Origin of the sequence: Catellatospora sp. NPDC049111 (genome assembly GCF_040648615.1) — a bacterium.
Taxonomy (GTDB): domain Bacteria; phylum Actinomycetota; class Actinomycetes; order Mycobacteriales; family Micromonosporaceae; genus Catellatospora; species Catellatospora aurea.
The window spans coordinates 102,235-123,439 of the sequence record NZ_JBEZEB010000009.1 but is presented as its reverse complement, the minus strand read 5'-3'; the positions used below and the strand labels follow the sequence as shown (position 1 = coordinate 123,439).

The following is a 21,205-nucleotide window of genomic DNA, read 5'->3' as shown; positions in this document are numbered from 1 at the left end:
GCCGTGACCGAACTGATCCCCTCATACCTCTCTTCACCGGTGCAGCAGCCGGACCGCACATACCGCTGCCAGAACTGCGGCTGCAGCCCGGCCGCGGAGATGACCTTCCGCGGCCACCGCGGCTTGATCATCATGATGCAGTTCCTCAAGGAGCGCGGGACCTACTGCCGCACCTGCGGACTGGCGATCTTCCGCACCATGACCAGCCGCACCCTGGTGCAGGGCTGGTGGGGCTGGGCGTCGTTCCTCATCACGCCGTTCATCCTGCTGATGAACCTGTTCGCGCGCCGCAAGCTGAACCGGCTCACCGAGCCGGTCCCGGCCCCCGACGGCTCGTCGGGCACGCCGTGGAACCCGGGCAAGCCCGTCTACCAGCGGGCCACCATCGTCGGCCTGCTCGTCCCGCTGGCTCTGGTGGGGCTGGTCGCGGTCGCGGTCGTCGCCAGTGACCCGGAGAATAAGATCGGCAAGTGCGTCGTCGCCAGCGGCTCCGACGTCGAGTTCGTCGACTGCGGCCAGCCGAACCAGGGCATGGTGACGAAGGTCGTCGACGACGAGGACCAGTGCCCGTCCGACACGATCGGCGTCGTGGAGGAGACCCACACCCGGCGCGGCCGGACCACCAGCGTCGACATCTACTGCCTCGCCGCCGACCCGTCCTGACGGCTCTGGGCGTCGCGCTTTTAATAGACGCTGGCCTATGACGTCGACTATCCGTGTCCTGGAGTCGATGTCATAGGCCAGCGTCTATGACGAAGCGGGGCGGGGCGGGCTGGGGTCGCGTGGTGCGTCCCGTACGCGGGTCAGGCGGTGCGGCGCTCGGCCCAGCCGGTGGCCAGCAGGAACTGCGCCGCGATGTAGGTGACCATCACCCAGACCGGCGGGCCGGGGATGGTGAACGCGTCGGCGACGCGCACCGCGATCAGCAGGTCGGAGATCAGGAACAGGCCGCCGCCGAGCGCGGTGCGCCAGCCGAAGGCCGACGCCAGCGCGGCGGTCGACGACAGCAGCGTGCCGTACACGGCCATCGGCACGGCCAGCCCCGCCTCGGACAGCGCGGGCCACAGCCAGGTCAGCGCGCCGACCAGGAAGATCGCGTACCCGATCGGGACCAGCAGCATGGGCAACCGGCGCACCCGGCCGAGCGCCCCGTTGCGGACGAAGGTCGTCACGTAGCAGACGTGCGCGGTGCCGAACAGCGCCATGCCGATGATGAACGCGGTGCTGCCCTCGAACTGCAGCGCCACGTCACCGGCCCAGGAGAACAGCAGCGCGGCCAGGATCCCGGTCGTCGGCGGCACCCCCTTGCCCCGCTGGTTCAGGAAGTACCACAGCGCCAGCAGGGGCAGCAGCAGCGGCTTGGTCGCCCAGTCCAGCGGCTTGCTCCCGAGGCCGGCGGCGAGGATGTTGAGCACCGAGGCGAGGCCGAAAAGCCCCAGCACCAGCCGGTCTGCGCGCATAGTGGATCTCCCGAGGGTCGAGGGTCCGCGCAGCATACCCACCAGTAGCCCTCCCCCAACACCCCTCGCCCCGCCCCACCTCCCCGTCGCGTTGATCATGAACTTGCGGACGTGATGGACGGCGTGCCGCCACCCTGGGGCCGTGATCACCGACGGGGGCCTGCAGACGATCACGGTGCCAGGGTGGGGACACGCCGGTGAACACGTCCGTAAGTTCATGATCAACGCGACGGGGAAGGCCCCCGCTACGCGTGGGCGCGGCGGGGGCCTTGGTGGTTGGTGCGGGGTGGGTCAGGCGTGCTTGCGGCGGGCGGCGATGCGGCCGCGCTGGGTCTGGTCGAGGATGACCTTGCGGATGCGTACCGCGGCCGGGGTGACCTCGACGCACTCGTCCTCGCGGCAGAACTCCAGGGCCTGCTCCAGGGAGAGCTTGCGCGGCGGGATCAGCTTCTCGGTCTCGTCCGAGGTGGAAGCCCGCATGTTGGTGAGCTTCTTCTCCTTGGTGATGTTGACGTCCATGTCGTCGGAGCGCGAGTTCTCGCCGACGATCATGCCCTCGTACACCTCGACGGTCGGCTCGACGAACAGCGTGCCGCGCTCCTGGAGGTTGGTCATCGCGAACGCGGTCACCACGCCCGAGCGGTCGGCGACCAGCGAGCCGTTGTTGCGGGTGCGCAGCTCGCCGAACCACGGCTCGTACTTCTCGAAGACGTGGTGCAGGATGCCGGTGCCGCGGGTGTCGGTGAGGAACTCGGTCCGGAAGCCGATCAGGCCGCGGGCCGGGACCAGCCACTCCATCCGGATCCAGCCGGTGCCGTGGTTGACCATCTGCTCCATGCGGCCCTTGCGGGTGGCCAGCAGCTGGGTGATCACACCGAGGTGCTCCTCGGGAGAGTCGATGGTCAGGCGCTCGACCGGCTCGCACAGCTTGCCGTCGATGTCCTTGGTGACCACCTGCGGCTTGCCGACGGTCAGCTCGTACGACTCGCGGCGCATCTGCTCGACCAGGATGGCCAGCGCCAGCTCGCCGCGGCCCTGCACCTCCCAGGCGTCGGGGCGCTCGGTCGGCAGGATGCGCAGCGACACGTTGCCGATGAGCTCCTTGTCGAGCCGGTCCTTGACCATGCGCGCGGTGACCTTGGCGCCCTTGACCCGGCCGACCAGCGGCGAGGTGTTGGTGCCGATGGTCATCGAGATGGCCGGCTCGTCGACGGTGATCAGCGGCAGCGGGATCGGGTTCTCCGCGTCGGCCAGCGTCTCACCGATCATGATGTCGGCGATGCCGGCGACGGCGATGATGTCGCCGGGGCCCGCCTCCTCGGCCGGCTTGCGCTCCAGCGCCTCGGTCATCAGCAGCTCGGAGATGCGCACGTTCTGCTGGGTGCCGTCGGTCTTGCACCAGGTGACGGTCTGGCCCTTGCGGATGCGGCCCTCCCGGACCCGGCACAGCGCGAGGCGGCCCAGGAACGGCGAGGCGTCGAGGTTGGTGACGTGCGCCTGCAGCGGCGCGCCCTCGGTGTAGGTCGGCGCCGGGATGGTGTCGAGCAGCGCCTGGAACAGCGGCTGCAGCGAGTCGCTGTCGGTGGGGACCTTGCCGTCCTCCGGCTGGGTCAGCGAGGCGATGCCGTCGCGGGCGCAGGCGTACACGATCGGGAAGTCGATCTGCGACTCGTCGGCGTCGAGGTCGAGGAACAGCTCGTAGGTGTCGTCCACGACCTCCTTGATCCGCGCGTCGGGCCGGTCCACCTTGTTGATGACCAGGATGATCGGCATGCGGGCCTTGAGCGCCTTGCGCAGCACGAAGCGGGTCTGCGGCAGCGGGCCCTCGGAGGCGTCCACCAGCAGGATGACGCCGTCGACCATGGTCAGGCCGCGCTCGACCTCACCGCCGAAGTCGGCGTGACCGGGCGTGTCGATGATGTTGATGGTGACCTGCTCGCCGCTCTCGCCGACGTACTTGACGGCGGTGTTCTTGGCGAGGATCGTGATGCCCTTCTCCCGCTCCAGATCGCCGGAGTCCATGACCCGGTCAGCGGCCGCGGCGCGCGCGTGGAAGGCGCCGGCCTGCGTGAGCATGGCATCGACGAGCGTGGTCTTGCCGTGGTCGACGTGGGCGACGATCGCGACGTTACGGAGATCGGGGCGGGTAAGCATGGCTCCATTGTCCGGCAGGCGTGATCCAAAATAGCGGTCGGGGTCGGTCGGGTGGCGGGTATCACCCGGATGAATGGGTGTCTTTCGCGCGTAACTTCCGTTATTGGTGGTATGTCGGCCACGCCGCGTACGGTCCTGCGCACCGCTCTGTTGACGCCCTTCCTGCTGCTCGCCGCGATTCCGGCCCCGCTCGCCGCCGCGGCGGCCCCCCGCGCCGTGCCCGCCGCGGCGGTGCCGGCCGGGTCCGGTGGGCTGCCGGCCGCGATCGCCGATCCGACAGCGCCGAGCGCGCGCATCAACACCGACGGCGGCGTGGTGAGCGTGCGGTCCGGCCCCGCCACGGACAAACGGGCCATGGCCTCCCTCGGCGACGACACCCGGGTCGCGGTGCACTGCAAGGTGTGGGGCGAGCAGATCACGGGCACCGAGCGGCGCTCGGCGTACTGGATGCGTGTCGGGGCGGACCGGTACCTGCCGGACGCGTTCCTGGCCTGGCCGGCCGCCCGGCCCGAGGTGGCGTGGTGCGGGTCCGGCGGCACCGGCGCGGTCACCGCGCGGGTCGCCACCGGCGGCTCGGTGCTCAACGTGCGCCGCGAGGCGGGCACGCGCGCGGCGCGCCTCGGCACCGTCGACGACGGCCAGGTCCTGGCCGTGTTGTGCCAGGCCACCGGGGAGCAGGCCGCCGGTTCGGCCGTCTGGCTGCGGCTGGCCGGCGGCCGGTACGTCGCCGAGTCGTTCGTGCGCTGGTCACCGCAGCGGCCCTGGCTGCCCTGGTGCGGGCAGGAGCCCGTGCGGGTGCCGCCTACGTCGTCGGGCGACTTCGTCGATCAGGCGTCCGTTCCCGCGCAGGCCGCGGCCCGTGCGAGCGGCGTACCCGCCTCGGTGCTGGTGGCCCAGGCGGTCGACGCCTCGGACTGGGGCCGGGCCGCGCCCGCCCGCCGCGACCACAACTACTTCGGCACGGCCTGCGCCGCTCCACCGGAGATCCGCCCGGCCGCGGCTGACGGGCAGCCCGCCGAGAACCCCTCGAACGGGGCGGCGTCGCCTGGAGCCCCGCACCGTTCCGCAGGCCCGCAGCCGGGAACTGCTGCGCAGCCGGGCGCGAATCCGCGGGCCGACGCGCGGCACGCGGCCGTCATGCTGGGCTGCCGGGCCTACGAGGGGACCTCGCTGCGGGCGTACCGCGATGAGGCCGACTCGTTCGCCGACCACGCGGCGCTGCTGGCCCGCGTGCCGCAGCACGTCCGGGCGCTGGGCCACGCCGGTGACCCGGAGCGCTTCGTGCGGGAGTTGCAGGCCGCCGGATATCCGGGCGGGGCCCGCCACGCCGACCGGATCATCGACCTGATGCGCCGCTACGACCTCTACCGGCTGGACGCCGTGCGTTAGCCAGTCACCCGTCCGGGCGACCCGCCACCAGCCGATCGGCCACAAACGGCACGCGGCGTCAACCGCCTGCCGGGCCTTGATCGCTTATGGCATGGCGGTCACCACGGGTTCGGGCAGAGGTTGGCGATGGTTCGGCTGGTATTGAGCGCGATCCGGGAGCGGCTGGGCGAGACGGCGCTGCTGGGTGTGCTGGCCGCGCTGGTGGTGGCCGTGGGTGTGGCGGGTCCGCTGTACGCCGACGCCGCCGCCCGCAACGTTCTGGCCGCCTCCGCGGCGGCGGCCACTCCGGGCGAGCAGAGCCTCACCGTCACCGTGGAGATGACCGCCCGCAACGGGATCGCGGCCGCGCTCGCCGAACTGCGCGGCTCCATCGCGGTGGTCCCGGCGGGCCCCGGGGTGCGCGAGATCCGGGGCGGCTACCGCCGCGGCGCGGTCACCCCCCGGGAAGCCGGTGCGCCGATCGAGATCCTGCTCGCCGCCCGCGACGACGTCTGCGCACACCTGGCCCTGACCGGCTCCTGCCCGGCGCAGCCCGGCGAGGTGGCGCTGGCCGCCACGACCGCGCGCCGGCTCGGGCTGGCCGCGGGCGACACGTTCGTGTTCCAGGTCCAGCCCACGGCTCCACCGGCCACGCTGCGGGTGACCGGGGTGTACGACGTGGACGGCGCGGGGGGTGCGCTCACCGATCCGTACTGGGCGGGCCGGCGCGAGCTGACCCCGGTGCCCCTGCGCGTGGAGAACCCGGTCTTCACCGTCCCCGACACCCTGCAGACGCTCGGCGCCGACACCTTCCAGGCGACCCTCGACCACGTCGCCGACCTCACCGCGATGAGCCCCGACGACGTCGACGCCTTGGCCCGGACGCTGCGCTCGGCCGAGGAGCCGGGGCGTGGCATCGCCGTCACCGGAGGCCTGTCGCGCTTGCTCCCGCAGATCATCGCGGACCGGGACAAGGTCGCCGTGCCCGTGGTGGTCGGGGCTGTGCTGCTGCTCGGGGTCGCCTGGTGGGTGCTGCTGCTCGGGGCCGGCCACGCGGCCGCCGAACGGCGTACCCAGGCGGTGCTCGGGGCGCTGCGTGGCGCGCCGGCCCGGCACCGGGCCGCGCTGACGGCCGGGCCCGGGGTGCTGACCGTGCTGGTCGCCCTGCCGGTCGGGCTGATTCTGGGCCGGTGGCTGGCACAGCTGCTGGCGTGGGCCACCATGTCCGCGCCGGGGCCGGTGCCGCTGTCGGCGACCGCGCTGGCGGTGGCCGGCGGGCTTACCCTGGCCGTGCTGGTCAGCGTGGTGTTCGCGCAGGTCCGGGTGCACCGGGGCGGCGTGCTCGACGCGCTGCGGCAGGTGCCCGCCCGACGCGGCGCGGCCGGCGGTGCCGCGGTCGTCGTCGTGGTGGTCCTCGCCGTCGCGGCGACCTGGCAGCTGCGCAACGGCGACGCCGAGGTGCTCGGCCTGGCCGAGACGGTGCTGCCCGCCGCCGCGCCGGTGCTCGTCCTGGTCGCGGCGGGACTGGTCGCCGCACGGGCGGTGCGCCCGCTGGCGGGCCTGCTCGGCCGGGCCGCGCTGCGGGTGGGACGGGTGGGCACGGCGCTCGGCGCCCTGTCGGCCGCGCGCCGGCCCGGCATGGACCGGCTGGTCGCCCTCATCGTCATCGTGGTGGCGCTGCTCGGCCATGCCGCGTACGGCTGGCAGGCGCTGCAGGCCGCCGAGCAGGAGCAGGCTCGGCTGGCGCTGGGCGCGGCCGAGGTGGTCCGGGTCCGCGCACCGTCCCGGGCCGCGCTACTGCACCTGGTGCGCGAGGCCGACCCGGCGGGCGAGTGGGCGATGGCGGTGGCCCGTCAGGAGTCGTCGACCGGCACGACCGTCGCCGTCGACGCGGACCGCCTGGCCCGGGTGGCGCACTGGCCGTCCGGCACCGGTGTCGCGGCCGACCGGGTGGCGCGGCAGTTGCGCCCGCCCGCCAATCCCTCGGTCCGGATCACCGGGGCGACACTGCTGCTCGACCTCACCATGCCGGACACGATGCACATCGACCTTCCGCTGACCGCTGTGCTGGACGGGCCGGGCGGCGAGCCGGTCACCGCCACGGCGGCCGTCGTCCCCGGTTCGGGACGGCACACGCTGCGGCTGGACGTGCCGGTGTGCGCGGGCGGCGGCGGCTGCCGGCTGGCCTGGTTGAGCTTCCGCCTCGACCCCGGCGGCCTGGTGCTGCACGGCATCGCCCAGGCCGCCCCGGACGCGGTGGTCGCCGACGCGGCCGCGATGACCGACCCGGCCCGCTGGCGGACCACGATCGGCGCGGCGGGGGTGACCCTGTCGCCACTGCCCGGCGGGCTGTCGGTGGACTACGAGCCGGTCGACCCGCGCTACCCGGACCCGGAGGTGCGGGTGCAGGTCGCCGACGTGCCGCTGCCGGTGCCCGCCGTGCTGGCGGGGGAGGAACGGCTCGCGCACGACCGCACCGTGGTCCGCGGCGAGCTGCTCAGCCCGCTGCGCCGCCCCGTCGACGTGGTCGCCGCGGCGCCCGCCCTGCCCGGGGTCGGCACGCAAGGGCTGCTGGTCGACCTGGAGTACGCCGACCGGGCGAACGACAGCACCGACAACATCGCCGACCTGCAGGTATGGCTCGCGCCGGACGCTCCCGCCGACGCGGTGGACCGGCTGCGCGCCACCGGCCTGGTGTTCGTGTCGGCGGAGACCGCCGCTCAGCGCACCGAGCAGCGGCTCGCCGTCGGGCAGGGACCGGGTTCGCGGTTCCGCTTCGGCGCGGCCCTGCTGGCGGTGCTGCTGGTGATGGTGGCGGTGGTCCTGGTGGGCGCCGTCGACGGGCCGCGGCGCGGGGCCGAGCTGGCCGCGCTGCGGACGCAGGGCGTGCCGCAGCGTTCGGTGCGCCGGGCCACCCGCAGCGGCTACCTGCTGATCGTCGCCGCGGCGGCCGCCGGTGGCGGGCTGCTCGGCGGGGCGGCCGCGGACGACTCGCCCGCCTCATCGGTGTTGCCGATCTCCGTGCTGGTGGCAGCGGGTCTGCTGCTGACCGCCACGGCGTACGTCGTGGGCACCCGGCTGTCCCGGGTCACCGGACTGGACCTGGAGGACGGCCGATGACGACGCTGCTGTGGGAGATGATCCGCGAGCGGCGCACCGCCGCCCTGATCACGTTCCTGCTCACCCTCGCCGCGGCCGCGGCCGCCGCCGGTGGCCCGGTCTACCACGCCGCGGCGGCGCAGTCGCTGCGGCTGGACCAGATCGCGCAGGCCCCGGTGACCGAGCGCGTCCTGACGGCCTCGCAACTGACCAGCGCCGACGAGGCGACCGAGGCCCGGTCCACCACCCTGCCGTACGTCGCGCACATGCGCACCGTGTACGGGCTGCAGCTGCAGGGCGCGGCCGGCGGAGCACAGGCGACCGACGCCCTGCTCGCGGCGCGCAGCGGGGTGTGCCGGGAACTGGCCGTGACCGCGGGGCGGTGCGCGGTCGCCGACCGGGAGGCGGTGCTGCCCGACGGCGCGCCGGAGCTGCTGGGCGTACGCCTCGGCGGGGTGCTGACGTTCAGCGCTCCGGGCGGGGACCCGGTGCGGTTCACCGTCGTCGGCACCTACCGCCGCCCGGACGCCGCCGACCCGTACTGGGCCGACCGGGTCTCGCTGCTCGGCGTCGAGCAGCCGGTGCTGTTCGTCACCGACCGCTCGCTGGAAGGCTTCGGCGGCCAGGCGACCAGGACCGTCGACCTGGTGGCCGAGCCCGCGGCGTTCGCCGATACGGCGGGGCTGGCCGGGCGGATCGAAGAGGCGTTCATACAGCTCAGAGCCGGGGGATACGCCGGAAGCACGCTGATGCCCGACCTCGGCGAGCGCATCGAGCAGGGCGACCGGATGCTGGCGGACACGGTCACCGTGGCCGCCGTGCCGCTCATCCTGATCTGCTGGTTCGTGCTGTTCCTGGCCGTCGCCGCCGGCGTCGACCAGCGGCGTGAGGAGCTGGGCCTGGCCGCGCTGCGCGGCACGCCCGGCCGGCTGCGCTGGGCGCTGCCGTTCGCCGAGGTGGCCGTGCCGGTGCTGGCCGCCGCGGTGCCGGGCCTGCTCGCCGGGTACGCGGCCACAGCGGCGCTGGTCCGGGTGGTGCTGCCCGGCAGCACGGTGCAGTGGGACGGAGCCTCGCTGCGCTACACCGCGCTCGCGGTGCTCGGTGCCCTGCTCGCGGGCGCGTTCGCCCAGGTCGGCGCGCTGCGTACGCCGGTGCTGGGGCTGCTGCGGCGCAGCGGCTCCCCACGGCGGGGCCGGTTCGCGACGGCGCTGGAGGTGGCTGTCGGCAGCCTCGCCGCGGTCGCCGGCTACCAGGCCGCCGCGGCGGGCGACGCGGGCGGCATCGGCCTGCTCGCGCCGGTCTGCCTCGGGCTCGCCTGCGGGCTGCTCGGAGCGCGGCTGCTGCCCCTGGTCGCGGCGCGGGTGGCGCGCCGGGCGCTGCGCCGGGGGCGCTGGCGCACCGGTCTGGCCGGGTTCGCGCTGGCCCGGGTGCCGGGCACGGGGCGGCTGGTGGTGCTGGTGACGGTCGTGTTCGGGCTGCTCGGCTTCGCGGTCACCGCGTACGACACGGCCGGGCGGGCCTGGGACGAGCGGGCGCGGGTGCAGACCGGCGCGGCACGGGTGGCCGTGGTGCAGAACGCGTCCGCCGTGCAGCTGCGCTCGGCCGTGGCCGCGGCCGACCCGGACGGGCGCTTCGCGATGGCGGTCGCCCGGTACAAGGGCAACCAGCTGCCGAACATCATCGCGGTGGACACCACGCGGCTGGCGCGGGTGGCGAACTGGCCCGACAGTGCCGGAATGGCACCCGGTGCGGTGGCCGGCCTGCTGCGGCCGAGCGAGCCGACGGCGATCATGTTCCGCGCGCGCAAGCTGGTCGTCGAGGTGACCGTGGACAGCCCCGACCCCGAGCTCTCGCTGCAGCTGCGGGTGCTGGTGATCTCGGACCGCGGGCTGCGGCACGACCTGCGTATGCCCGGTCTGCGGCCCGGCCCGCAGCGGCTCGAGGCGGACGCCACACTGTGCGACCCGGAGCCGTGCCGCCTGGACGAGATCCAGCTCCAGAACATGCGGACCGGACAGCCCCGCTTCGACGCCACCATTCACGCGATCCGCGACGAGACCGGCCGGTTGCTGCTGGACGCCGCCGCGCTGGGCGACGTGCGGCGCTGGTCGCAGCCGCCCGCCAGTGCGGCCCGCCCGGTCCCCGCGCTGCGGGGCACACCGGAGGGCCTGCGGATCTCGGTCGACTCCGCGGTCGCCGCGGACATGCGGCTGTCCTCGGCGGCGCTGCCCGGCCCGCTGCCGATGGCGGTCACCGGCCCGCTGCGCTCGCCGCTGCTGACCGCGACCGGCGGCATGGAGTTGCCGGTCACCGCGGTCGCCACCCTCGGCGCGGTGCCCCGCTTCGGGCCGCAGGGCGCGCTGCTCGACTTCGACGTCGCCGAGTACGTGCTCGGCCGCGGGACCGCGCTGACCCAGCCGGAGGTGTGGCTGTCCGCCGACGCGCCCGCCGACGCCGTGGACCGGTTGCGCCGCGCCGGGCTGACGGTGTCCGAGGAGTACACCGTGGCGCAGCGGCGGGCGCAGATCAGCGCCGCGCCCCGGCTCGGGCTGTGGTTCGCGCTGGCGGTGGCCGCGTTCGCGGTGCTGCTGGCCGCGATCGGGCTGCCCGCGCTGGCGATGTTCGAGCGGCCCGGTGGCGACAGCGGGCTGTCGGTGCTCGGCGAGCAGGGCATCCGGACCCGTACCCTGCTGCTGGTCTCCGCCGGGAGCCGGTGCGCGCTCGCCCTGGCGGCAGCCGTGGCGGGGCTGGGTTCGGCGGCGCTGGCCTGGGCGCTGGCGCGTACCGTGCTGCCGGTCTTCTCCGACGGCGACACCACGTTCACCCCGCCCGTGCTGCCGGAGCCCGGCGCGGTCGCGGGACCGGTGGCCGCCGCGCTCGCGGTGCTGCTGTCAGGCTGCTGGGCGGCGGCACACGTGGTGCGCCGCCGCAGGGAGGAGGAGCAGTGACGGGACTGGCCGTGCGGTGCCGCCGGGTGCTGCACATCTACCGGGCCGACGGCGGCGACGTGGTCGCCCTGTCCGGCGTGGACCTCGACATCGCGGCGGGGGAGAAGCTCGCCCTGGTCGGGCCGTCGGGCTCGGGCAAGTCGACGCTGATCGCGCTGCTGTCCGGCCTGATGCGGCCCAGCGCCGGGCAAGTGCGGATCGGGCCGGTCGACATCGGCCGGGTCAGCGACGCCGAACTGGCCCGCATGCGGGGGACCGACCTGGGCGTGGTGCTGCAGGGGGCGCGGCGCAACCTGCTGCCGTACGCCTCGGTGCTGTCCAACATCTGGCTGGCCCAGCGCCGGGCGGCGCAGGTGCGCCCGGCCGACGTGGAGCGCCCCGAGCGCATCCTGTCCCTGCTCGGGCTGGTCGGCATGGGCCACCGCCGGGTGCGCGACCTGCCGCCCGGAGCCGCGCAGCGGGTCGCCATCGCGGTCGGCGTGGCCGCCTCGCCCGGCCTGCTGCTCATCGACGAACCCACCAGCCGCCTCGACCGCGAGGCCCGCGACGAAGTGCTCGACGCACTCGACACCATCAACAGGGAACGCGGCACCACCATCGTGGCGGTCACCCACGACCCGGACGTCGGCGCGCGCCTGGGCCGGGCGGTGACCATCCGGGACGGCCGGGTCGGCGCGGAGGGCCGCGAGGGCCGCGAGTTCGCCGTGGTCGCCTCCGACGGCACCGTGCAGCTCCCGCCGGAGGTCCTGGAGAACGTGCCCCCCGGCACGCTGCTCGTGGTCGAGCAGGGCGACGGCCGCCTCAGCCTGGTCATCGAGTGATGGTCCACCCGCCGCGCCGCGGTTCAAGATCGTTTGATTTGCCTGGCACATGTGGGTAAGCGGGCCCAAGATACGCACAGGTGCCCGGCAAGTCGGATGATCATGGCGGCGCCCGGCCCGGTACGCGTCGGATGACCTTGGGCGGGGGCGGGCGTTCCGGGGCAGGGGCGGGCCGGGGGCGGTAGCGTCGCTGGTGGGAGGTCGAGATGTCGGGTGCAACGGTGATTCCCACGCTGCGTTACCGCGACGCGGTGGCCGCGATCCGGTTCCTGCGGGACGCCTTCGGGTTCCGGGAGGTGCTGGTGGTGCCGGGCGCGGACGAGACGGTCGCGCACGCGGAGCTGACGCACGGCAGCGGCATGGTCATGGTCAGCTCGATCACCGACGGCGGCGACGGCCGTATGCCCTTCGAGGCGGGCCCTGCCTGGCTGTACGTGATCGTCGAGGACGTCCAGGCGCACCACGACAAGGCCGTGGCCAACGGTGCGGAGATCGTCTCGCCGCCGAAGGCGGAGGAGTACGGCGGCAGCAGTTACACCGCCGCCGACCCCGACGGCAACCAGTGGACGTTCGGGTCCTACCGGCCCGAGGGCTGGTGAGGCAGACCCGTCAGCGGTCGAACTCACCCGCCTTGGCGCCCGCCAGGAAGGTCCCCCAGTCGGCGGCACTGAACAGCAGCACCGGCCCGGTCGGGTCCTTGGAGTCGCGTACCGCGACCGCCCCGGTCAAGCTGGTCGTCTCGACGCAGTCCCCGTTTCCGCCACTGCGCGTGCTCTTGCGCCACACTGCGTCCGACAGGTCGACATGGTGCAATGACAACTGATTACTCCTCGTTGAGTCGGCTCACCCCGTGAGCCCTTGCGCGATCTCCAGCATTCTGCGGCCGGACAGCTGCGGGCTCAGTGCCGCCGCGCTGAGATGGTCGAAAACGAGGCTGCAGCGGGTCACCTCGGAGGCGTCGTCGAGATAGATGTCGCCGGCGAAGCCTTCGAGGTAGACGGTGTCCGGGTCCCTGCGGTCGGGGAAGCGCAGGATCCGGAACGCCCCCGCCATGGCCTCATGCCCCCCGTGGGCGAAGGGGATGATCTGAACGGTGATGTGCGGCAGCTCGTTGGCCGCGGCCAGGGCCCGCAGCTGCTCGGCCATCACCTGCGGGCTGCCGACGGTGCGGTGCAGCACGGCCTCGTCGAGCACCGTCCAGAACTCCGGCGGCTTTTCCTGTTTGAGCAGCTCCTGCCGGGTCAGCCGGATCTGCACCCGGCGTTCGACCTCGTCCGCGTCGTCGTGCGGCCGGGTGGCCCGGATGACGGCGCGGGCGTAGTCCTCGGTCTGCAGCAGGCCCGGCACGAAGATCAGCTCCGCGCCGCGGATCGAGTCCGCCTCCGACTCCAGCTGGATCAGCTTCAGGTACGGGCTGGGCACCTCGCCGTACTTGAGCCACCAGCCTCCCCGGCGCTTGGACTCGCGGGCCAGCTCGATCAGCTCCTCGCGCTGGCCGACGTCGTCGAGGCCGTACAGGTCCAGCAGCACCAGCAGGTCGCTGCGGCGTACGCCGACTTCGCCGTTCTCGATACGGCTCAGTTTCGAGGGGGAGCAGTCGAGGGCCGGGCCGACCTGCTGGTGGGTCATGCCGGCGCGTTCGCGCAGCTCCCGCAGGGCCACCCCGAGGCGGCGGCGGCGTAGCGAGGTGCCCGACGTGGCCACGACACTCCCTGATCATCCATTGCCGACAGTGCGAGGAACAGTCTGCTGCCGCCCCGTCGGCTCAGGCAAGGGGACGCCACGAGCGGGCGATCCGGAGACTTCTTCGCGCGCCGGGTTGCAACTTGCATCTCGCGCGTGCACTGTGGAGTCAGAGCCCTGGTGACGGTTGTGCCGGGAGGCGACGTGCACACTGGACGCATCACTGACGCGCAGGCGGCGGGATACCGGCGGATGCTGCGCGACCACCTGCCCGATTCCGCGGCGCCCGGGGCCGCCTGCCGGCTGTGCCACCGCCCCGGCTGCGCCGACTACCACTACGCGTACCGCACCTTGCTCGTGGCCGGGCGGTCGACGGCGGTGGACGCGCCACCCGGAGAATGACCCCGGCCGGGTGACGCCCGAAATCGCGTGGCCCGGCCCCGGCGGCACGCGTACCGTGGCAGCGAAGGTGAGGACAGCTCGCCACGATGACTTCGAGGGAGGTGGCGACATGTCTGTCGAGGTATCCAGCACGCCACCCTCCCGGATGGCGTGACCCCCGTTCCACTCGCGCATCCATGACAAGGAATCCGATGACAGTCTCCCTGTCGTCCCTGGGCTGGGACGACCACTTCGCATCCGCGTACCCCCTGTTCGACCGGCCGGACCACGTGCCGGGCCGGGTGGTGCGCGCCGACCGCGGCGTCTGCACGGTGCTGACCGCCGCCGGCACGGCCCGGGCCGGGCTCGGCGGGCCAGCCATGATCGCGGCCGCGGCCGACCCGGTCGCGCTGCCGTGCGCCGGTGACTGGGTGGCGCTGCGGCACTGGCCGGACAACCGCACCACCATCGAGGCGGTGCTGCCCAGACGCAGCGCGATCGTGCGCCGCACCGCCGACAAGGACGCCACCGGCCAGGTGCTGGCCGCCAACGTCGACACCGCCGCGGTGATCGCCTCACCCGACCCGCTGCCCGAACCGTCGACCATCGAGCGCCTGCTCGCGCTCGTCTGGGACTCGGGCGCGCGACCACTGCTGATCATCACCAAGGCCGACCTGGTCGCCGACCCGGACGCGCTGGCCGATCAGCTCGCCGAGCTGGCCCCGGGCGTCGAGGCGATCGCGGTCAGCGCCGAACACGGCACCGGCCTGGACGCGCTGCGCCCCCTGGTCGCCCACGGCCGCACCCTGGGCCTGGTCGGCGCGTCCGGCGCGGGCAAGTCGACGCTGGTCAACGCCCTGATCGGGGCGACCGTGATGCAGACCCAGGCGATCCGCAAGGTCGACGGCAAGGGCCGGCACACCACGACGTACCGCGCGCTGGTGCCCGTGCCCGGCGGCGGCGCCGTGCTGGACACACCCGGCATCCGCGCGGTCGGCCTGCTCGACGGCGAGCAGGGCCTCGACCGCACCTTCGCCGACATCGTCGCGCTGATCGAGCAGTGCCGTTTCCAGGACTGCGCCCACGAGACGGAGCCCGGCTGCGCCGTGCGCGAGGAGCTGGAAAGCGGCGGGCTCTCCGCACGCCGCTGGGAGAGCTGGTGCAAGCTGCAACGCGAGCTCGCGTTCGAGTCCCGCCGCGCCCGCGCCCGCCGCACCGGCCGCGGCGGCCCCGCCACCCGACCCGCCCACTGGAACTACCGCTCCCGCTGACGAGACACCCCGCACGCCGACCCGGACCGCCGTCCGGCCGGGCGGCGTGCAGTTTCGGGGAAACTGCAGCTATCGGCGCACCGATTCGTGCAGTTTCCCCGAAACCGCGGCGGCGCGAAGATCGAGGGCCGGGTCAGGGCACGTTGATGAGGGGGCCCGCGCCGGGGGCGGGTTCGAGGCAGTAGTAGTGGTAGAGCTTTTCGACGTAGGGGCCGGGGCAGTCCTGCCAGGTGTTCTCGATGCTGGTGATCACCGCGTCGTGGTCGCCTTCGCAGCGGACGAAGTCCGCGCTGTCGAAGTGCAGGACGCGGTCGAACTTGACGCAGCCGCCCACCACGTCGAGTTTCTCCGCCGACGGCAGGTCGGCCAGCGCCACGAACGCGATCACGGCGGCCAGGACGGCGGGGGCGAACCAGGACTTGAACCGGTGGAACACCGGTCGGGTCGGCAGCAGCGGTGCCAGGTTCGACTCGGGTTGCCCCGGGCGGGGGACCGGCTTGTCCAGGGCGAGCACGGTGCGCCGGCCGATCAGGTTGCGGATCAGGGCCAGCGGCGCGAGCACGAACGAGACGGGGCTCCACAGTCCGCTGGTGATCGTCTCGGCGGTGGCGTCGCGCATCTTGGCCAGGCCGCAGTCGCGGCAGAACGGACCCTGGATCCGGTTGAAGCGCACGTAGAGCACCAGACCGACGTGCCGGTAGAAGGTCACCTCGGCGGCGGGAACGTGGCCGCAGACCACGCAGTCGGGCTTGGCCGGCGCCGTTTCGGGCCGGCCGGTGAGCTGCGAGTCGATCAGATCCGTCACGATCGCGAATGGTATGCGCTGCTGAGGGCCTACGCACACCCGTCTTCAGGCATCGGTTGAGGCGGGCGGTGGGCGCGCCGCGCTCGGCTCGCGCTTGACGCGACGCGATGATCGCTGTTTCAGGTCATTTTCCGAGGCGCGGCCGCAGATCATGACCCGAAACAGCGATCTTCGCGGAGCCCGGCAGGCCCCGGCGGTGGGTCAGGCGAGGAAGCCGCCGTCGATGTCCAGCGTCGCGCCGGTGACGTAGCCGGCCTCGGGGCCGGCCAGGTAGGCGACCGCGGCCGCGACCTCGTCGGCGGTGCCGTAGCGGCCGACCGCGAGCGCGGGCAGCAGCGCGCCGGACATCGGCCCGTCGGCCGGGTTCATGTCGGTGTCGACCGGGCCGGGCTGCACCGTGTTGACGGTGATGCCGCGCGGGCCGACCTCGCGGGCCAGGCCCCGGGTGAAGCCCGCGACCCCGGCCTTGGTCAGCGCATACAGGCTGCCGCCCGCGAAGGGCATGCGGTCGGCGTTGACGCTGCCGATGGTGATGATCCGGCCACCCTCGCCCAGGTGGCGCAGCGCCGCCTGGCTGGCGTGGAACACCGCGTGCAGATTGACCCCCACGGTCTGGTCGTACACCTCGTCGGTCAGCTCGCCGATCGGCCCGAACCCGACCACGCCCGCGTTGTTGACCAGGATGTCGAGCCGCCCGGACCGCCGCGCGACCTCGTCCACCACCCCGCGCACCGCGTCCCGGTCGGCCGAGTCGGCCCGTACCGCGTACGCCTTGCCGCCTTCGGCCTCGATCTCCTTGACCACCGTCGCGGCCGCGTCGGCCGAGGACTGGTAGGTCACCGCCACGGTGGCTCCCTCGCGGGCCAGGCGGCGGGCGATCCCCGCGCCGATGCCGCGCGACCCGCCGGTCACCAGGGCCACCTTGCCGTTCAGCTGCTGCGTCATCACTCGCTCCCTCGTTCGAATTTTTGAGTGCTCATTCAATATGGCATCGGGAACCGGGGTCTGCCACGTGATATATTGAACATTCACTCAAAAAATTGCCGGAGGTGGCGGGATGGCGGTGGGCAGGCCGCGGGAGTTCGACCTCGACCGGGTGCTCGGGGCCGCGCTCGACGTCTTCTGGGCCAAGGGCTACGAGGGCACCACGATGGCCGACCTGACCGCGGCCACCGGGTTGAAGCCCGGCAGCGTGTACGCCGCCTTCGGCTCCAAGGCCGGCATGTTCTCCCAGGTGCTCGACCGCTACGAGGAGTCGGTCTTCCGGTATGCCCGCGACGCGGTCCGGCAGTCGACCGTGCGCGAGGTGATCCGGCACTGGCTGGAGGGCGTGGCACGGGCCACCACCGGCCCGGACACCCCGCCGGGCTGCCTGCTGGTGCACGGCGCGCTGGCCGCCGGGGACGGCGCGGCCGCCATCCGGGCCGAGCTGGCCCGCCGACGCGACAGCGGCGAGCACCTCCTGGTGACGCGGCTGGAGCGGGCGCGCGCCGAGGGCGACCTGCCCGCCTCGGTCGATCCGCGGGCGGCGGCGGGCTACGTCTTCGCGCTGTCCTCCGGACTCGCGGTCGAGGCGGCGGGCGGCGCGGACCGGGATCGGCTGCTGCGCACCGTCGAGCTGACCCTGCACCGGCTGCCCTGGGAGTGACCCGCGACGGGGTCGGCCGAGCCGGGTGACCGGCGCCACCCGGGAATCGGCGGCGGGCGTCGTTCTGTTCACCCTCGTGGGTGACTCGTTCGGGCGGCGTCCGCGCGCCGAACGAGTGGTCCGGGCCGCCTGCGGTTGTTCGCGGACCGTCGCGAATCGCCGGGTTAGCACGTGTGTTCGTGGCGCGAAACGAGAATGTCGGAGGCCGGGGCTAGAGTTGCCCAGGCACGCGACTGCACTGCGTGCTGAGCGTGTCGTGCTGCCCCCGACCCATGCCCTGAGCTGGGCCGTCGCCGTGGCGGACCGCCCGAAGACATTGCCGAAAGACCGTGTGGGGAGAGCCTGCTGTGAGCGACCGACTGATCATCCGTGGGGCGCGCGAGCACAACCTGCGCGACGTCAGCCTGGACCTGCCGCGCGAAGCGATGATCGTGTTCACCGGGCTGAGCGGCTCCGGAAAGTCGAGCCTCGCCTTCGACACGATCTTCGCGGAGGGGCAGCGGCGCTACGTCGAGTCGCTGTCGTCGTACGCGCGGCAGTTCCTGGGCCAGATGGACAAGCCCGACGTCGACTTCATCGAGGGCCTGAGCCCCGCGGTCTCCATCGACCAGAAGTCGACCTCGCGCAACCCGCGCTCGACCGTGGGCACCATCACCGAGGTGTACGACTACCTCCGCCTGCTCTTCGCCCGCGTCGGCCAGCCGCACTGCCCCGTCTGCGGCCACCTGATCAGCCGGCAGAGCCCGCAGCAGATCGTCGACCGGGTGCTCGCGATGGCCGAGGGCACCCGCTTCCAGGTGCTCGCGCCGGTGATCCGCGGCCGCAAGGGCGAATACCTCGACCTGTTCTCCGACCTGCAGAGCAAGGGCTTCGCCCGGGTCCGGGTCGACGGCGTGGTGCACCCGCTGGGCGAGGTGCCGAAGCTGGCCAAGCAGAAGAAGCACGACATCGAGGTGGTCGTCGACCGCCTCGCCGTCAAGGAGAGCTCGAAGCAGCGGCTCACCGACTCGGTGGAGACCGCGCTCGGCCTGGCCGGCGGCATCGTGATCATGGACTTCGTCGACCTGCCCGAGGACGACGAGCACCGCGAGCGCAAGTTCTCCGAGAACCTGGCCTGTCCCAACGAGCACCAGCTCGGCATCGAGGACCTGGAGCCGCGCGTCTTCTCCTTCAACTCGCCCTACGGCGCGTGCCCGGAGTGCACCGGCCTGGGCACCAAGAAGGAGGTGGACCCGGAACTGGTCATCCCCGACCCGGAGAAGAGTCTCGGCGAGGGCGCGATCTCCCCGTGGGCGGGCGGCCAGACCCAGGAGTACTTCTCCCGGCTGCTGGAGGCGCTCGGCGAGGAGAACGGCTTCGACATGGACACCCCGTGGCGGGCCATCACCGCGCGGGGCCAGAAGCTGATCCTGCACGGCGCGGAGAACCAGGTGCACGTGCGCTACCGCAACAAGTACGGCCGCGAGCGCTCGTACTACTCCGGCTTCGAGGGTGTGATCCCGTGGCTGGAGCGCCGCCACTCCGACACCGAGAGCGAGTGGTCGCGGGAGAAGTACGAGGGCTACATGCGCGAGGTGCCGTGCTCGGTCTGCTCAGGCACAAGGCTCAAGCCCGAGGTGCTGGCGGTGACCCTGGACGGGCGCAACATCGCCGAGCTGTGCGCGCTGTCGGTCGGCGAGGCGGCGGTGGTGCTGGCCGGGCTGGAGCTGGACGACCGGCAGCGCTTCATCGCCGAGCGGGTGCTCAAGGAGATCAACGCCCGGCTGCGCTTCCTGGTCGACGTCGGCCTGGACTACCTGTCGCTGAACCGGCCGTCGGGCTCGCTGTCCGGCGGTGAGGCGCAGCGCATCCGGCTCGCCACGCAGATCGGCTCCGGCCTGGTCGGCGTGCTGTACGTGCTGGACGAGCCGTCGATCGGCCTGCACCAGCGGGACAACCACCGGCTGATCGAGACCCTGGTGCGGCTGCGTGACCTGGGCAACACCCTGATCGTGGTGGAGCACGACGAGGACACCATCCGCACCGCCGACTGGGTGGTGGACATCGGTCCGGGCGCGGGCGAGCACGGCGGGCGCATCGTGCACAGCGGGCCGTACGACAAGCTGCTGGTCAACGAGGAGTCGGTGACCGGGGCGTACCTGTCGGGCCGCAAGGAGATCGCGACCCCGGCGCACCGCCGACCGGCGACCCCGGGTCGCGAGCTGACCGTCGTCGGCGCGCGCGAGCACAACCTGCGCAACGTGTCGGTGGCCTTCCCGCTGGGGCAGTTCATCGCGGTCACCGGCGTGTCCGGGTCCGGCAAGTCGACGCTGGTCAACGACATCCTGTACACGGTGCTGGCGAACCAGATCAACGGGGCGCGCATGGTGCCGGGCCGGCACACCCGGGTCACCGGTCTGGAGCACGTGGACAAGGTCGTGGGCGTGGACCAGTCGCCGATCGGGCGCACCCCGCGCTCGAACCCGGCGACCTACACCGGCGTGTTCGACAACATCCGCAAGCTGTTCGCGGAGACGACCGAGGCGAAGGTGCGCGGCTACGGGCCGGGGCGATTCTCGTTCAACGTCAAGGGCGGGCGCTGCGAGAACTGCGCCGGCGACGGCACGATCAAGATCGAGATGAACTTCCTGCCCGACGTGTACGTGCCGTGCGAGGTGTGCAAGGGCGCCCGGTACAACCGGGAGACCCTGGAGGTGCACTACAAGGGCAAGACCATCGCCGAGGTGCTGGAGATGCCGATCGAGGAGGGGGCCGAGTTCTTCCAGGCCATCCCCGCGATCCACCGCCACCTCAAGACGCTGGTCGACGTCGGCCTGGGTTACGTGCGGCTGGGCCAGAGCGCGCCGACCCTGTCCGGCGGCGAGGCGCAGCGCGTGAAGCTCGCCTCCGAGCTGCAGAAGCGCTCCACCGGGCGCACCGTGTACGTGCTCGACGAGCCGACCACCGGTCTGCACTTCGAGGACATCCGCAAGCTGCTGCTGGTGCTGCAGGGGCTGGTCGACAAGGGCAACACGGTGATCGTGATCGAGCACAACCTCGACGTGATCAAGTCCGCGGACCACCTGATCGACATGGGCCCCGAGGGCGGCCACCGCGGTGGCACCGTGCTCGCCACCGGCACCCCTGAGCAGCTCGCCGCGGTCGCGGAGAGCTACACCGGCCAGTTCCTCAAGCCGATGCTCGCCGCCCACGCCCCGGCCCCGGTCACCCCGCCGCGCGCCCGCAAGGCCCGCGCCAAGGCCGCAGTGGCCTGACACCCGGCCCACTGAGCACGACCTGTCCCGGCGACCCGCCTCCGCGGTCGCCGGGACTCTCCATGTGTCCGGCCGCCGCGCTTGTGTCCTGCCTCGCGTTCGCGCCTGCCGTTGCGCCTTGTGTCCGCCGTCCTGCCTCGCGTTCGCGTTCGTGTCCGCCGTCCTGCCTCGCGTCCGACGCGCACGGCGTCTCGTGCCGCGGTCTGCGGTCAAGATCGCTGGACTTGCCAGGCAGGTGGGGGAATGCGCGCTCAAGATACGCCCAGGTGCCGGGCAAGTCGGGCGATCTTGTTGACGGTGGGTGAGAAAAATA

The 21,205-nt window shown here is 73.0% G+C and carries 15 protein-coding genes and 1 pseudogene; 10 read left to right on the top strand and 6 right to left on the bottom strand.

The genetic code is table 11. From position 1 onward, the window contains the following. Window positions 1-3 precede the first annotated feature (3 nt). Window positions 4-663: a hypothetical protein gene (locus tag AB0B66_RS15980; protein ID WP_360529273.1), complete on the top strand. Its 660-nt coding sequence runs from the start codon at window positions 4-6 to the stop codon at window positions 661-663. A gap of 140 nt (window positions 664-803) precedes the next feature. Here the strand turns inward: AB0B66_RS15980 and AB0B66_RS15975 are convergent, their stop codons facing one another. Together AB0B66_RS15975 and typA are read right to left on the bottom strand one after the other, a co-directional pair. Next, window positions 804-1,460, bottom strand: a complete 657-nt coding sequence (locus tag AB0B66_RS15975) for a lysoplasmalogenase (protein ID WP_360529270.1) — start codon at window positions 1,458-1,460, stop codon at window positions 804-806. Between the two features lie 291 nt (window positions 1,461-1,751). Continuing rightward, window positions 1,752-3,614, bottom strand: a complete 1,863-nt coding sequence (gene typA / locus AB0B66_RS15970; protein ID WP_360529267.1) for a translational GTPase TypA — start codon at window positions 3,612-3,614, stop codon at window positions 1,752-1,754. A 111-nt stretch (window positions 3,615-3,725) separates the two neighbouring features. On the opposite strand from typA, the gene AB0B66_RS15965 reads away from it, so the two are divergent. From AB0B66_RS15965 to AB0B66_RS15945, 5 genes are all read left to right on the top strand, one after another. Next, window positions 3,726-5,003, top strand: a complete 1,278-nt coding sequence (locus tag AB0B66_RS15965) for a glucosaminidase domain-containing protein (RefSeq protein ID WP_360529264.1) — start codon at window positions 3,726-3,728, stop codon at window positions 5,001-5,003. A 126-nt stretch (window positions 5,004-5,129) separates the two neighbouring features. Beyond that, window positions 5,130-8,102: an ABC transporter permease gene (locus AB0B66_RS15960; protein ID WP_360529261.1), complete on the top strand. Its 2,973-nt coding sequence runs from the start codon at window positions 5,130-5,132 to the stop codon at window positions 8,100-8,102. Continuing rightward, a complete protein-coding gene (locus AB0B66_RS15955; RefSeq protein WP_360529258.1) occupies window positions 8,099-11,029 on the top strand; it encodes an FtsX-like permease family protein in 2,931 nt (976 codons plus the stop codon). Before AB0B66_RS15960 ends, AB0B66_RS15955 begins: the two co-directional genes overlap by 4 nt. Next, window positions 11,026-11,850, top strand: a complete 825-nt coding sequence (locus tag AB0B66_RS15950; protein ID WP_360529255.1) for an ATP-binding cassette domain-containing protein — start codon at window positions 11,026-11,028, stop codon at window positions 11,848-11,850. Before AB0B66_RS15955 ends, AB0B66_RS15950 begins: the two co-directional genes overlap by 4 nt. A gap of 206 nt (window positions 11,851-12,056) precedes the next feature. Next, window positions 12,057-12,449 (top strand): VOC family protein, encoded by a 393-nt coding sequence (locus tag AB0B66_RS15945; RefSeq protein WP_360529252.1) that lies wholly within the window; start codon window positions 12,057-12,059, stop codon window positions 12,447-12,449. Window positions 12,450-12,459: 10 nt separating this feature from the next. Here the strand turns inward: AB0B66_RS15945 and AB0B66_RS15940 are convergent, their stop codons facing one another. Further along, complete coding sequence (locus AB0B66_RS15940) at window positions 12,460-12,663, bottom strand: DUF397 domain-containing protein (protein ID WP_360529614.1); 204 nt, start codon at window positions 12,661-12,663, stop codon at window positions 12,460-12,462. A 30-nt stretch (window positions 12,664-12,693) separates the two neighbouring features. Beyond that, window positions 12,694-13,554, bottom strand: a complete 861-nt coding sequence (locus AB0B66_RS15935) for a helix-turn-helix transcriptional regulator (protein ID WP_360529249.1) — start codon at window positions 13,552-13,554, stop codon at window positions 12,694-12,696. 183 nt (window positions 13,555-13,737) lie between these two features. Between AB0B66_RS15935 and AB0B66_RS15930 the strand changes: the two genes are divergently transcribed. Both AB0B66_RS15930 and rsgA read left to right on the top strand, forming a co-directional pair. Then, entirely contained in the window at window positions 13,738-13,935 is a 198-nt protein-coding gene (locus AB0B66_RS15930; RefSeq protein WP_360529246.1) for a hypothetical protein, read from the top strand. Window positions 13,936-14,126: 191 nt separating this feature from the next. Then, window positions 14,127-15,185: a ribosome small subunit-dependent GTPase A gene (gene rsgA, locus AB0B66_RS15925; protein WP_360529243.1), complete on the top strand. Its 1,059-nt coding sequence runs from the start codon at window positions 14,127-14,129 to the stop codon at window positions 15,183-15,185. A gap of 133 nt (window positions 15,186-15,318) precedes the next feature. Here the strand turns inward: rsgA and AB0B66_RS15920 are convergent, their stop codons facing one another. Further along, window positions 15,319-15,990: a hypothetical protein gene (locus AB0B66_RS15920; protein ID WP_360529240.1), complete on the bottom strand. Its 672-nt coding sequence runs from the start codon at window positions 15,988-15,990 to the stop codon at window positions 15,319-15,321. Between the two features lie 201 nt (window positions 15,991-16,191). Next, on the bottom strand, window positions 16,192-16,935 hold the full coding sequence (locus AB0B66_RS15915) for a 3-oxoacyl-ACP reductase family protein (protein WP_360529237.1): 744 nt from the start codon (window positions 16,933-16,935) through the stop codon (window positions 16,192-16,194). A gap of 112 nt (window positions 16,936-17,047) precedes the next feature. On the opposite strand from AB0B66_RS15915, the gene AB0B66_RS15910 reads away from it, so the two are divergent. Continuing rightward, window positions 17,048-17,638: a TetR/AcrR family transcriptional regulator gene (locus tag AB0B66_RS15910; protein ID WP_360529234.1), complete on the top strand. Its 591-nt coding sequence runs from the start codon at window positions 17,048-17,050 to the stop codon at window positions 17,636-17,638. Between the two features lie 347 nt (window positions 17,639-17,985). Next, a pseudogene (gene uvrA / locus AB0B66_RS15905) lies at window positions 17,986-20,820 on the top strand (excinuclease ABC subunit UvrA); the annotation flags it as partial. Window positions 20,821-21,205 lie beyond the last annotated feature (385 nt).